This window comes from Colwellia sp. SU-HH00943 (genome assembly GCF_057546125.1).
The window spans coordinates 156,926-170,765 of record NZ_BAAJLW010000004.1; the positions used below are offsets into that span (position 1 = coordinate 156,926).

The 13,840-nt window shown below is 38.1% G+C and carries 11 protein-coding genes; 5 read left to right on the forward strand and 6 right to left on the reverse strand.

Annotation, left to right across the window (positions count from 1 at the left end; genetic code table 11):
• Nucleotides 1-300 precede the first annotated feature (300 nt).
• Nucleotides 301-1,185 carry a trypsin-like peptidase domain-containing protein gene (locus tag AC27GZ_RS12345; RefSeq protein ID WP_487095472.1) on the forward strand — a complete coding sequence of 295 codons (885 nt, stop codon included), beginning with the start codon at nt 301-303 and terminating at the stop codon, nt 1,183-1,185.
• A 22-nt stretch (nt 1,186-1,207) separates the two neighbouring features.
• Here AC27GZ_RS12345 and AC27GZ_RS12350 read toward each other — a convergent pair whose 3' ends face one another.
• Together AC27GZ_RS12350 and AC27GZ_RS12355 are read right to left on the reverse strand one after the other, a co-directional pair.
• Nucleotides 1,208-3,769, reverse strand: coding sequence for a sensor domain-containing phosphodiesterase (locus AC27GZ_RS12350; protein WP_487095473.1), 2,562 nt, complete (start codon nt 3,767-3,769; stop codon nt 1,208-1,210).
• A gap of 165 nt (nt 3,770-3,934) precedes the next feature.
• Nucleotides 3,935-4,237, reverse strand: coding sequence for a hypothetical protein (locus tag AC27GZ_RS12355; protein ID WP_487095475.1), 303 nt, complete (start codon nt 4,235-4,237; stop codon nt 3,935-3,937).
• A gap of 128 nt (nt 4,238-4,365) precedes the next feature.
• Between AC27GZ_RS12355 and AC27GZ_RS12360 the strand changes: the two genes are divergently transcribed.
• Nucleotides 4,366-5,205, forward strand: coding sequence for an isopenicillin N synthase family dioxygenase (locus tag AC27GZ_RS12360; RefSeq protein ID WP_487095476.1), 840 nt, complete (start codon nt 4,366-4,368; stop codon nt 5,203-5,205).
• Between the two features lie 11 nt (nt 5,206-5,216).
• Here AC27GZ_RS12360 and AC27GZ_RS12365 read toward each other — a convergent pair whose 3' ends face one another.
• Both AC27GZ_RS12365 and AC27GZ_RS12370 read right to left on the reverse strand, forming a co-directional pair.
• On the reverse strand, nt 5,217-5,933 hold the full coding sequence (locus AC27GZ_RS12365) for a pseudouridine synthase (protein ID WP_487095478.1): 717 nt from the start codon (nt 5,931-5,933) through the stop codon (nt 5,217-5,219).
• Between the two features lie 12 nt (nt 5,934-5,945).
• Entirely contained in the window at nt 5,946-6,446 is a 501-nt protein-coding gene (locus AC27GZ_RS12370) for a hypothetical protein (protein ID WP_487095479.1), read from the reverse strand.
• Nucleotides 6,447-6,577: 131 nt separating this feature from the next.
• Here AC27GZ_RS12370 and AC27GZ_RS12375 point away from each other — a divergent pair, with 131 nt between their 5' ends.
• Genes AC27GZ_RS12375 through AC27GZ_RS12385 form a run of 3 tightly spaced genes read left to right on the forward strand, consistent with a single transcriptional unit; the run spans nt 6,578 to nt 9,456 of the window.
• On the forward strand, nt 6,578-6,976 hold the full coding sequence (locus AC27GZ_RS12375; RefSeq protein ID WP_487095480.1) for a hypothetical protein: 399 nt from the start codon (nt 6,578-6,580) through the stop codon (nt 6,974-6,976).
• Between the two features lie 11 nt (nt 6,977-6,987).
• Nucleotides 6,988-7,863, forward strand: coding sequence for a hypothetical protein (locus AC27GZ_RS12380; RefSeq protein ID WP_487095481.1), 876 nt, complete (start codon nt 6,988-6,990; stop codon nt 7,861-7,863).
• Nucleotides 7,864-7,911: 48 nt separating this feature from the next.
• Nucleotides 7,912-9,456 (forward strand): caspase family protein, encoded by a 1,545-nt coding sequence (locus AC27GZ_RS12385; RefSeq protein WP_487095483.1) that lies wholly within the window; start codon nt 7,912-7,914, stop codon nt 9,454-9,456.
• A 24-nt stretch (nt 9,457-9,480) separates the two neighbouring features.
• Here AC27GZ_RS12385 and AC27GZ_RS12390 read toward each other — a convergent pair whose 3' ends face one another.
• Both AC27GZ_RS12390 and AC27GZ_RS12395 read right to left on the reverse strand, forming a co-directional pair.
• The gene (locus tag AC27GZ_RS12390) at nt 9,481-10,566 is read right to left on the reverse strand and encodes an efflux RND transporter periplasmic adaptor subunit (protein ID WP_487095484.1); all 1,086 of its coding nucleotides are present in this window, start codon (nt 10,564-10,566) and stop codon (nt 9,481-9,483) included.
• Nucleotides 10,567-10,595: 29 nt separating this feature from the next.
• Nucleotides 10,596-13,724 carry an efflux RND transporter permease subunit gene (locus AC27GZ_RS12395; RefSeq protein WP_487095486.1) on the reverse strand — a complete coding sequence of 1,043 codons (3,129 nt, stop codon included), beginning with the start codon at nt 13,722-13,724 and terminating at the stop codon, nt 10,596-10,598.
• Between the last annotated feature and the right edge of the window lie 116 nt (nt 13,725-13,840).

Below are 13,840 nucleotides of genomic sequence, written 5' to 3' on the forward strand. Positions count from 1 at the left end.
GGCAAAGCATTGATTGAAGGCTAGTACAAAACTAGCCTTTTTTATTTCCGTAAATTTCTTACAGTTCATTATTTTATGTTAAACTGAGTTTATAATAAAAAATCATGATGAATTGAGATCTCCCTTTTGAAACTAAAACCAGTATTAAAATATGTTTTAAACGCGATTAGTTATGGAATACTTTTTGCCATTGCTTTTTTATTACTCGTACCAAATTCAAACACCAACTCATTCTTACAAAGATTATTAAACCAAGAAGAACAAACGCCGGCCCCACTGTCATATGCGAGGGCTGTAAGTATGGCCTCTCCCGCCGTTGTAAATATTTATTCAGAAGAAATTCAATCAAACCCACGCTATGGAAGAAACGCCCGTAAATCCACTCGTTTAGGCTCAGGCGTAGTGATGGATAGCAATGGTTATATTTTGACTAACTTTCACGTTATTCAAAATGCTGATTTAATACAGGTACTACTACAAACAGGCCAATTTTTTCCCGCTGAGTTAATTGGTTTTGACCAAGTCACTGATTTAGCGGTGTTGAAGGTTAATGCAAGTAACTTGCCTGTTATTCCTCAAAAGATCGATCAACAATCACTCGCTGGAGATATTGTACTAGCCATTGGTAACCCTCTAAATTTAGGACAAACGGTTACTCAAGGTATTATTAGTGCTACAGGTCGAAGTGGCTTAAGTAATACTAGTTATTTAGATTTCCTCCAAATGGATGCTGCCATAAATGAAGGCAACTCTGGTGGCGCGTTAATTAACACCAATGGCGTGTTAGTTGGCATCAACACCCTTAAATTTACCCAATCTAACCCAAGGCTAGATATTCAAGGGATTTTCTTTGCAATTCCTTATCAGCTAGCAGATAAAGTTATGCGCGAAATTATTGAAAATGGTCGTGTTGTTCGTGGCTGGCTTGGTATTTCAGCAGAACGCTATTTAACGGATGTAAAAGGCTTTATTGTACAAGCGGTTAGCCCCAATAGCCCAGCCTTTGCAGCAGGCATTCAAGGTGGTGATGTTATTTACCAAATAGGCGAACACGCTATCCAAAGCATCACTCAAGCACTAGATATAGTTGCTGAAACTAAACCGAATACTGCCTTATTATTTAAGTTTTATCGTCAAGGAAAAAGCCTTGAAACAACCGTTGTAATCAAAGAATTTAACCATTAGTGCCAAGAGTTAAAGAGCTAGTTTACTGATCTAACTTTTGAAGAATATAGTGTTCCATTTCGTTTGCTGGCAACGGCCTAGAAAAATAAAACCCTTGTCCGTATAAACAATCCATCTGTTGTAATAACTTGGCGTCTGCAGCGCTTTCTATACCTTCACCAACGGTTGCCATGCGCAAATTCGTTGCTAAATCTATAATGGTTTTAATAATCGCTCGGTTGTTTTCATGTTCATTAACATTGGTAATAAATGAGCGATCTATTTTTAACACATCAATAGGGAAGCGGTGTAAATAACTCAAACTAGAGTACCCTGTACCAAAATCATCCAGTAAGATTTTCACTCCGAGTTGTTTTAATGCTTTCATGTTCGCTAATACAACTTCAGTATTTTCCAGTAAAGCTCGCTCAGTTAACTCAACCCTTAAATTCTCCGGCTTCAAACCCGTTTTTAATAATATTTTATTAATTTCATCAGGTAATGTTGGGCTAAAAAATTGCTGGCAAAACAAGTTACAACTGATGTAAAGATCTTCTCGCAAAAGTGTATTTTGCCACTGTTTTAATTGCTGGCACGATTTATACAAAATTTGCATATCTATTGCTTGTATTAACTGTGTTTCTTCTGCTAACGAAATAAAGTCGTTAGGTAAAACAAAGCCACGCTTGGTACTTTCCCAACGAACTAAAGCTTCAAAGCCTTTTAGTGCTTCATTATCTAATTTTAAAATGGGTTGGAAATAAGGCGTAAACTCTTGCCACTCTATAGCTTCTCTAATATCCGCTTCAAGTGTTAAGGCATTTTGTACCCTTTGATGCATACTTGCATCAAACACTTCATAACGTCCTTTTCCATTATCTTTAGCGTGATACATAGCAGTATCAGCATCACGAAGCATGGTATCCGCACTATCATAACGCTTATCGCTGAACAAAATCCCGATACTTGTGCCGGTAAAAACAAGCTGATTTTCAATAGTGAAAGGTTGCTGTAAAAATTCTGTGATCCGTTGCGCTATTTCAAATGCTTCATTGTCTGAATCAAGATCTTCGATCAGGATAACAAATTCATCGCCTCCTAATCTTGCTACAGTATCTTTTCCTCGCACAATGGCTGATAACTCACGGGCAATTAGTTTCAACAACACATCACCTGCATGATGACCTAAGCTATCATTGACAACTTTAAAGCGATCTAAATCTAGAAACAGTACAGCAAAAGCGAGATCAGGTTTTCGTTTGTTACAGGCAATAGCATGATTAAGTAAATCGATAAAAATTGCCCTATTTGGTAAGCCAGTCAAGCTGTCATGCGTAGCTGTATGTTTTAGCCTTTTTTCCGCTTGTTTACGGTGTAAAATTTCTTCTTCAAGCGCCAAAGTTCTTAACTTGACTTGTTGTTCTAATAGTTCATGATTTTCTCGTTTAATATCAGAGGCTTCACGACGTTTAATAGCGCCAGAAACATGATTTGAAACGAAATTTAGTAATTCAGCATCTTGTTGAGTATAAGTGGTATCTATTCGATAACTTTGAATAGCCATAACGCCCAATAATTCACCAGAATATATCAAGGGAACACCTAACCAAGAATGTATATTACTTTCAGGTTTTTTGGTGACCCCTTGCTCATACAATACAAGCATATCCTGATAAGAGAGCAATACAATTTCTTGACGTTTAATCACAAGTTCTGAAAAGTGATTTGATAACTTTCTAGGACGGTAATCCCGTTGATTTTCTTCTTTTTCATCAACAAAGTAACAAAAATCCAAGGTATCAAATTCTGGTTCATAACGGGCGATAAAAAAGTTAGTCGCATTGATTAATTGGCCAACAATATTATGTACCTGGGCGTAAAAGTCATTGATCGCGATGCTTTCATCACTGGTTAATTCAGAAATTCTATAAAATGATTCTTGTAAAAGTTCAGACTTTTCCCTGTCTCTAATTTGCGCCATTAACTCACGGGTTCTGGCATTAACTGCATTCGTCAAACGTTCTTTGTCTTGTAGGCGCATCATAGCACCAACAACATGCTGTGCCGCAAACGTTAACATATTTAAATCTTGTTCTGTGTAGCGAACTTTTTCAGTATAACTTTGCACCACCATCACACCAATAACTAAGTCATTATGTAATAATGGTACACCTAACCAGTCAGTTGATGCAGCACCATAGTCTTTAATTTTACCATTGTCTCTTAATTGCTGCTCCAGCTCTGGCGTGACTAATAACGGTTGCATAGACTCAATAACTAGGTGCGTAAATGAGCCTGAAAAATCTTCATAGTCTACAGCGCCTTTTGGCAAACTATCTTTTTCATCAACATGATAAACAAACTCCATTGTAGAAAAAGTTTGCTCATAGTTAACAATATAAAAGTTTTTTGCGACCATTAAAGAGGCAATAGTACTGTGAACTTTCGGGTAAAAGTCTTCTAAATCACTACATTCTTGAGATAGCTGGTTTAAATGAAATAAGGCGGTATAACGCATTTGCAGGTCATTATGAGCCGTTTGCAATGACTGCAACTGCATCGATAAATCTGCTTTACTACTGTTCTTAGCGTCAGGATTTGCCATAAATTTAAATAACCACCTTTGATCAGTTTTATAACTCAGAATAGCTTAATAGGTATACATTATTAAGCTTTTAGCGGTTGGCAATCTTGCCAACAATAACCATTGCTATGTTTAACATTTAATGCAAAAAAGCGATTAAAGCAATGGAAAATGAATAAAGTTAACCTACTGATTAGCTTCTTTTTGTGCTGTTTCTCTAATTTTATCGATATTTTGTTTATTGCCACAAATTGCCGACTGCTTTTCATCACGATAATATCTAATATCAATACAATCTTGTTGATACCTTCGTTCTAGTTCAGTGCGAATAAGCGGCTTCCCTTTAGTATTCACAATTTGGCGATGTAAAGCTTGGCATTGCTGAATTTGCTCAGATGCTAAAGTAATATCTTCGCAAGTATTATCATTACTTGAGCAGCCAGCAATAGCAAAAACAACTAAGCTGGTAAAGAATAATGGTAGTTTCATGTTTTGGTTCACTTAAATAGGTGATTGTAAATATTATTTTTTAAACATTATATACCGCTTCGACTTGAAGATATAGATTTAAGCAGTACACTTCATTGATTAAGAAAATAAATTAAGTGAGAGTTATTATGTCGTTATCTGTTGTTGATTATACCGCTCAAGATGCAGCACAACAATTTGTAAAAAGTTTACGAGAAACAGGCTTTGGCGTACTCACTAACCACCCTATTCCACAATCGTTAGTGCAATCTATTTACCAGCACTGGCAAACGTTTTTTAATAGTGAAGACAAACACAACTTCACCTTTGATGTAGAAAAACAAGATGGTTATTTCGCCCCTGAAATATCAGAAACAGCAAAAGGTCATCAGCATAAAGATATTAAAGAGTATTACCATGTTTACCCTTGGGGACGTATTCCTGAAGCATTAAAAACAGAGATACTGACTTATTATCAACTGGCTTCTGAACTTGCCAGTGAATTATTAACTTGGGTAGAAAAGTACAGCCCAAATGATGTTGCCGAACATTATTCTCAACCACTCGCAGACATGATCACCGACACGCCAAACACCTTGTTAAGAGTACTACATTATCCACCGTTAACGGGTAATGAAGAACAAGGTGCCATTCGTGCTGCAGCCCATGAAGACATTAACTTACTGACGATTTTACCCGCAGCCAATGAACCCGGCTTACAAGTAAAATTACAAAATGGCCAATGGTTAGATGTCCCTAGCGATTTCGGTAATCTCATTATTAATATTGGTGATATGCTGCAAGAAGCTTCTCAAGGTTACTTTCCCTCGACAACGCACCGAGTTATCAACCCTGAAGGTAGCCAAAGTGATAAATCGAGAATATCGCTACCCTTATTTCTCCATCCACGCAGTGAAGTGAAACTTTCAGAAAAACATACACAAGCAAGTTACTTATTGGAGCGTTTAAAAGAGTTAGGGGTTAAATAACCCCTAACTCTTTAACTTATATCTTCTTGGTTAATTTGAATAAGCCTACTTTCACCTACTGTGAGGTTATCGTCTAATTCAAAACGTCCAATAGTGGTTCGATGTAAACCAATAACCGGATTATTAAAGCGGCCAAACATTCGCTTTATTTGATGATATCGTCCTTCGGTTAAAATCACTTCTGCTTGAAATTTAGTAAGAATTTTTAGTGTCACTGGCTTAGTCGTTATGTTTTCATACTTAAAATACATACCTTGTTCAAACGCTGAAATATATTCATCAGTTAACGGGTTTTGTAAAGTGACTAAATAGTGCTTATTTACTTTATTTGTTGGTAAAGTGAGTTTCTCAGACCAGCGACTATCATTTGTTAGCAAGACTAAACCTGAGGTATTTAGATCTAAGCGTCCAACAATATGCAAGCTTGCTTTTTGCTCTTCGCTTAGCAAACCACCTAAAACATCAATAACCGTTCTATGTTTATCATCTTTAGTTGCACAAACAACTCCCACAGGTTTGTGCAACATGACATATAAAGCTTGGTGTTGCTGAATAATTTCATCATCAAGCATCACCACAGAAAACTTATTGATTTGTTGTGCAACCTCACTGGCAATTTGACCATCAACTTTGACACGTTTTTGAGCTACTAAGATACGCACTTGTTTGCGGCTAATTTGGCAAGAGTCACTGAGTAAGCGATCAAGGCGAGAACGGCTAATTGACATAGAAAAACTAATTTAAATCGTCGAAAGTGATAGTTTATCAGCAATCAGGTTAAGTACTTTTTTTAACTTCATTTCTAATAAAGGCGCTAATAACTTGGTTGGTTGTTGTGATAATAATGCTATTTCTGAATCAGTTATAGCAATATGGCAAATCAATTGCCCTAGTGCGCTTGCATCTGAATAGCAACTAAACACATCATCAGAAAAACAAGTTAAGTCATAAGTTTTATGTGCCTCTTTTTGCGCAACAAAAGATGATGGGGTATTGAGGTGTAACTGTACAAAGAGGATGTTGTCTTCATCGCCATACCAGTTAGCTGTCATGGTATGAAAATTAAACTGCGCTTCAAGTTTATTGGTAATACTGGAGATTTTACCAAATTGGTGGGTTAATGCCTGACAAGGAATAATACTAATCGGAAGTTGCTCTGACATATCAATTGTTTGCACAGTTGGGACGATAAAGACTATGTTAAAGTATAAAACTAAATAGGCAAGTCGATTGTTCACCATACGCCTTTCGTATTAGCAACACGTTAACGCTCAGTAACGCTAAAAACACTAACACTAAAACAGTATTACTTGTAAATAAAACACATTGTTTGTTATCTTAGCTCATTATTTTTAAGTAAGTTAGGTTTGCAATGACATATACAGAACACGTTAGGGAATTAACATTAGTTGACTGTGCTATCGATGCATTATGGTCTGCATATAGATGGTTATTTGGTCTACTATTTATCTATGCTGGTATTTTAATTTACGGATATTTTACTGCTGCTGATCAAGCAATATGGGCAGAAAACAACCTTAATATACCTGATAATCTTTCACTCGCTATTTTAGTATATATGGCCTTAACCGCTTGGCACTTTTTCTGGAATGTAAAATCTGAAATTAGACAATCTGCTCGAAAAAGCTTTTTTAAAAGCCTTTTAAAAGTATTTTTAGGCATGTTTCTAAGCATGTTTGCCATGATCCCATTAGCAATAGTTTATCTATTTTTCCAAGAATTAATAAGTACTTATATTATCACTTTGTAAGGAAGTAACAGATGTCTAAAACATTAAAAATTGATGGTAACGTTTGGAAGCCTGTTACTTGTGAACACTGTAATGAACAGTTCGTTTACAAAATGAATAGAGCAGCTAATGTAGAAATTAAAGACGATGAAGATCAAGAACAAAAAAAGGCAGCAGGCGAACAAGCTAAAGCGATTTTAAAATACAAATTCAAAGAAGAGTTTGATGAAGTACCTTGTCCAAGTTGTGGTCGCTTTCAAAAAAATATGGTGTGGGCAAAACGATATCGAGTGCTACCTATCGTTGAAGGGCTTGCCTACGCACTTATTTTATTTAGTCTTATATTTATGCTGCTTACAGGAATTTTAAGCCTTACTGGTGAGAGCAGCAGTGATATTGATAGCATCAAAGAAGATGTGGTGTTTATCTCAACACTGTTAGTGCCACTGATCCCTACCATGTTGGTCACTATCCTATTTTGTTATTTCATTCGCTTAATGAAAAACCCCAATAGAAAACCACAAACCGAAACGGCGGCGAAACTTGTTAACGATGGCAAAGTACTCGATAAAAATAGTTTTACCGCTTCAGCTTCAAAAAATAGTGGTAATACCGCAATGGTTTTAGGGGCCTCAGCTTTATTGGCTTATAGTGCCTTTAAAATTAACTCAAGCTTTGCAGGCGAAAGTACACCTGAGGTCGCTGGTGCAGACTCAGATACACTTGCCGATGATATGATTGCCGCAGAAGAAGGCGCAGAAGCAACAGAAATAGATGAAATTAATGAGCTTAATGAAATGGATATCAATATGGATGATCTTGATGCCCAAATTGATAGCTCATTAGATGAAATGGATTTTGAGATATCTGACGATGGCGACTTACTTGATGAGCTACTCGATCAGTAAATTATCATCTACATTTTCATTTTATTTCATGAAATAAGGCATATTTTTTTGTTCAATAAATTTATAAAATGGTTAAGTCTGAGTAGTATTTTACTACTCAGCGCCCATATACACGCAAGCCAAGCTCACCGAAAAGCCTTAGTTATTGGTAATGCAAATTATCAAGTAGGTGCGCTTGATAACTCGGTTAATGATGCCAACGATCTAGCAAAAAGCCTAACGAGGCTTGGATTTGAAGTCACGAAAGTACTCGACGGCGATAAAAGAAAAATGCGCGAAGCTGTAAAGGCTTACGGTAAAAACTTAACTGCAACCGATGTCAGTGTCTTTTTTTATGCCGGTCATGCCGTTCAAATTGAAAACAACAACTTTTTACTGCCCCTTAATGCCGATATTGAAAGTGAAACAGATTTTGAATACGAAGCCCTTAACTTATCCTTTATTTTAGACACACTAAAAGCAGCCAAGAATAGACAAAACATTGTGATTTTAGATGCATGTCGCAATAACCCTTTCAAAGCACAAACGCGCGGTTTAGTGCGAGGTTTAGCCCAAACAGATGGTCCGAAAGGAACACTTATCGCTTACTCCACAGCCCCTGGAGCTGTCGCATTAGATGGCACTGGCCGAAACGGCGTTTTTACCGCCGCACTACTCAATAATATTGAGGTCAGTGGCCTGACTCTTGAGCAGGTATTTAAACGCACGTTGGCACAAGTTAATAAAGAGACTCGTGGCAGACAAGTTCCTTGGATTTCATCTTCCTTTTACCAAGACTTTTACTTTAGTGGCAAAAAACAAGCAACGATACCTGCGCCTATAGAGTCAAGCAGACAGGAAAAATCACCTGAAACACTGGCTAAGTTAACCATGCGCTCAAATATCTACTTTGACCAAGTGACTATTAATAACAAATCTTATGGCGAAACCCCTTTAAAATTATCGCTACCTGCAGGCAAGCATAATATTCAAGTCACTAGAGCCGGATACAAAACTTGGCAGCAAAATGTGAACTTAAAACAAGGGGAACAAATACTTTGGGCACAATTAAAGAAAGAAATTAAAGTCACCTCCTACAAAAATGGTGATCGCTTTATCGGCGCACTAGTGGATAAGAAAAAGAATGGTAAGGGCATTTACCTATATAGCACTAAAGGAAAAAATGCCGGTGATAAGTTTTATGGTGAATATAAAAACGATGTGAAACATGGCTTTGGTACGTATATCTATCAAAACGGCACTCGATTTACCGGCCAATATAAAAATGGCAAACGTACCGGTAAAGGAACCATAAATTTCGCTAACGGTAGTCAATACTACGGTGACTTTAAAAATGGTAAACAAACAGGCTCAGGCTCAATTATTTATGCCAACAATAAATCAAGTGCAAGCACAGACAAGGCTAAACAAAGTTCATACAACGGCGAATTTTTAAATGGCCGTCGACACGGTAAAGGTATTTATTATTTTGCTGACGGGAAAAGCTTTGAGGGGCAATTTATCAACGGGAAACGCGAAGGTAAAGGCCTGTGCACTGACATCAATAACATCACAAGCGAATGCCATTATAAAAACGACATTCGTCTACCCTAACGTTATTCCTTAATTATGTTTTTATTACTGAACGACAACACTTTGCCCTTCTCGCAAGCGTTCGGCGCCGCGAATGGCAATTTTGTCACCTCGGTTAATTGCCCCTTCAATACTGACCCGATCAAAGGTGCCTTTACCCACTTTCACCAGTAAACGGTGTGCTTTATTCTCGGCATCAATCTTAACCACATAGGTACCATCTTTGCGTAAAATTAAAGCGTCTCGATGAATGGTTAAACTAGGATGCGCCCGCTGTGTTGGCACAGTTACTTTCACTAACTGCCCTGCGGTCCAAAACTCATTTAAATGTTCAGGTATTTGAATACGTACTTCAAAGGTTTGTGAAAGTGGATCTGTACTCGGGATCACTGCGGTCACTGGTGTTGATATAGAGTGCCCTATTGCTTGTAAATTCAGCTCTAGCCCTTTTCTTACAAACGCTAAGTATTTTACCGGCACAAATAAGCGCACCTCTAAATGCTCAGTATCGAGTAACTTCAATAACACATCACTACGATTGATATCGGTTCCTGCACGTACAATACGCTCAGTTACTACACCATCAAAAGGCGCTTTTACCGTTGCACGTTGAAGTTCATCTTCAATCTGTTTTAGTTTTAATGTGGCAATTTCACTGTCTGTTTGCGCTAATTCATATTGAGATTTAGTTTGATCTAATTGAAATTGCGACGTGGAATTTGTGGCTTTTAACTTTTGTAAACGTGAAAGTTCATTTTGAAAGTAACGGGCATTAATCGTTGCTCGCTTGATTTGTGCTTTTTGCTCAGCCTGTTTTAATTGCAAAGGCAGTAAATCCATTTTCGCTAACACATCACCTTGTTGCACCATAACACCTGGCTCTTGTAACCACTCTAATCGGCCACTGACACCCGCTGTAATATTGACATAAGAGCGACTATGTAATGTGCCCATTAAATCAGCCGTTGCGGCTAAAGTGACTTCAGTTACAGTATCAACTTCCACAGGACTTGGTGGTACTTCAGCTGCCATAACATTTTGGCTAACAAGCAGCATGCCCACAAATACACTACCCCATAAATTTTTCAATTTAACTTTCTCTGCTACTTTTATGTTAATTATTTTTAACATCATTCTCTCCCAGCTACTATTGAGCTATTTTAGCTAGCTTGAACATGATACGAAGGGCTTGAGTCATTTTCGACATGCAAATCTTCAACACTGTTACCTTGGTTATTATCTCGCTGCTTTTCACCTAGCCTTAATAAACTAGGGAATAACACGAGCGTAAAAATAGCGCTGACAAACATACCGCCGACAATAACCGTTGCAAGCCCTCTATAAATTTCACTCCCCACACCAGGCATCACCATTAATGGCAACATACCAAATAAACTGGTGAGTGTACTCATGTATACAGGTCTTGCTCTAATTCTAATTGCTTGAGCTACAGCACGCCTTCTTGTTAACCCTTCTCTTTCTGCTTGACGAGTTTGATCAACAATTAAAATGGCATTATTCACTACCAAGCCAAGCAATATAATAAAACCAATCATGGTTAATAAATCTAAAGACTGATAAGCCACCATGTTCAATAAGTTCAGCCCGATAACACCTCCAGCAACCGCAACCGGCATCACAAGTAATACTAACAAGCTATCTTTAGGTGATTTAAACAAAGCTGTCATCAATAAAAATAAGATGATTAACGCTAAAACAAAGTTTTTAATCATGTCATTAATTGCTGCTGCCATTTTGTTAGCATTACCACTAAGCTGTATCGAGGCTTCAGCTGGTAAATTGGCTTTCATTCTAGGAATAACTTTTTGGTTAATCGCCACTAGCGCCTCTTCTAATGACATAGTCGCTGGTGGTGAAACTTGAATACTAATTGTGCGTTTGCCATCAACACGTCTTAAGCTTGTCGGCCCTGCTGTGCGCGATAATTCAGTTAACTCACCAATAGTTTGAATACCCGCCAATGGCGAGTGAATAGGTAATGCCGCCAATTCATCAGGCGTTTGCCATTGTTCACCACGCAAAATAACATTTACCCTTTCATTGCCATCAAAGTATTCACCGATAAACAAACCACTCGTATAAGCTCTGATAGCGTTCGCAACATCTCGCCTCGTCAGGCCAGCTTGGGTGATTCGTTGATCTTTTGGCGTTAATTTCAACTCGGGTTCAGACAAACTTAAGCCCGGATTAGGGAATGCTGTGGTGCCAGTCATGTTTTCATTAATCGCATCAATCCCTTCTTGTGCCACTGACATCAAGCTTTCAATATCAGGCCCTTGAACATTAATTTCTACCGTTCGGCCATTTCCTCCACCAGACACATTAATCATCGAGCCCCTAAATAGGAAAACCTGAGTATCAGGTAAACCACCTAAAACTTCTGTACGAATAACATTCATCAGCTCTTCTACCCGCGTAGGATCTGCTGAATAAATAAAACCGCCTGTTGCTCCTGAGCCAAATGAATAGAAATTATAGCTTTTGATTTTTGGAGATTTTTCTCCTGATAAATAAGGCGCTAATCGAGATTTGACTAAGGAAGCCATTTCCTCCTCAATAAACTCAACATTGCCACCCGGTGGCATATTCAAACTAAAGAAGAACCCATCGATAGGAGCTCTTGGCATAAAATCAGTTTTAGGCATAAGTAACACTATCACTAACACAGAGCCGCCCAGTAAAAATGAAATCCAACTTAATCGCTTGGTTTTAGTGTTGGTTAAGCGCATTACTAAACTCGTCAACTTCTCCCAATAGTGTGCAAAAGGGTCATTATCTTGTTGCGATTTTAGCCAATAACGACTGGCAATCGGCAAAATGGTAATGGCGGTAACTAGCGAGGCAATCACTGCTATGGAAAGGGTTAACGCCAAATCGGAAAACAGTTGCCCTTCAATGCCTGCCATAAATAAAATGGGTAAAAAGATAGCCACACTGGTGGCTGTTGAAGCAAATAGTGCTCCTGTTACTTGCAATGCCCCTCGCATCACAGCTTTGTTGGCTTCCATTCCGAGACCTCGTACCCTGACAATATTTTCTTGTACGATAATGGCGGCATCTAAAACTAAGCCAACAGAGAAAGCCAGCCCTGCAAGTGAAATAACATTTAAGCTACGATCAAAAATACTTAGTGCGACAAAAGCAACCATTAAGGAGATAGGAATAGTAATGGCGATAATAACTATATTTCGCCAGCCACGTAAAAATAACCACAAAATAATTAACGCTAAAGCAATACCTAAGCCCAAGTTATTTTGCACTAATTTCAAGGCATTACGAATATGCACTGAAGAGTCAAAGCTCAATTCAATCACTAAACCCGCTTCTTTCATCGGCCCTTCATTGAGCTCTTTAACGGCGATATTTATTTCATCAAGTAGTGCAACGGTATTGGCATCATTTTGTCGCTTCAAAGTAAAATAATAAGAAGGCTGGCCACTTCGCATATTAAAACCAAATCGGTCAACAAGCGTGTTTTCTACAGTCGCAACATCTTTTAAATAAATTGGTCGCTCACCGCTATAGCCAATAATCATTTCAGTTAAGTTTGAAACGTCATATTGCCCAGAAAACCTCACTGTATATTGTCGACGCCCAACATTAGCTACTCCTGCTGATACGTCGCTAGCCCTTGCAATAGTTGAACTGATATCAGAGAGAGATAAGCCTAAAGCAGCCGTTCTTAAGGGATCAAAAGTGATCCTTAACTCACGTGGACGGTGACTTTGCAAATTGACCTGCCCCATGCCTTGAATACGTGAAAAGCGAGGGCGTACAACATCTTCTATCAGCTTTTGATACTGACCTAAATCTTGAGATGGATTATCGGGTAGCGTTTTAATCATTAACGACGCGGTATTTGGCCCACCTCTACCACCACCAGCTGAGACAACTGGATCCATGGCATCTAAAGGGATAGGCGGTGCTTGATTAAGGTTGTTAATCACGTCCAGCATCGCTTTTTGCATATCAGCACCAACATCAAATGTTAGGGTGATATTACCAAAGCCACGGCGAATATCCGTAGTAACCTTAGTCACACCTTGAGTATTTTTCACCACATTTTCAATCGGCTCAATTATGACAGACTCCATTTCAGAAGGAGCTGCGCTTCGCCAACCTGTAGAAATAGTAATTTGTGGCTGTTCAATATCAGGTGTTAGTTGAATAGGTAGTTTAAAAACACTGAGCAAGCCAAAGACCATGACTAAGGCAACAATAACAATAATAGCCGCAGGGTTTTTTAAAGCTGCACGGGTTAAATTCATAATCCCATCCTATTGATTATAATTTGAATAATTAAACCATTATAGACCTAGAGGTATAATCACTAGGTAAAGAAAAAGTTAATTTACACTTAATTTACGATGAATGGGGAGTTTGA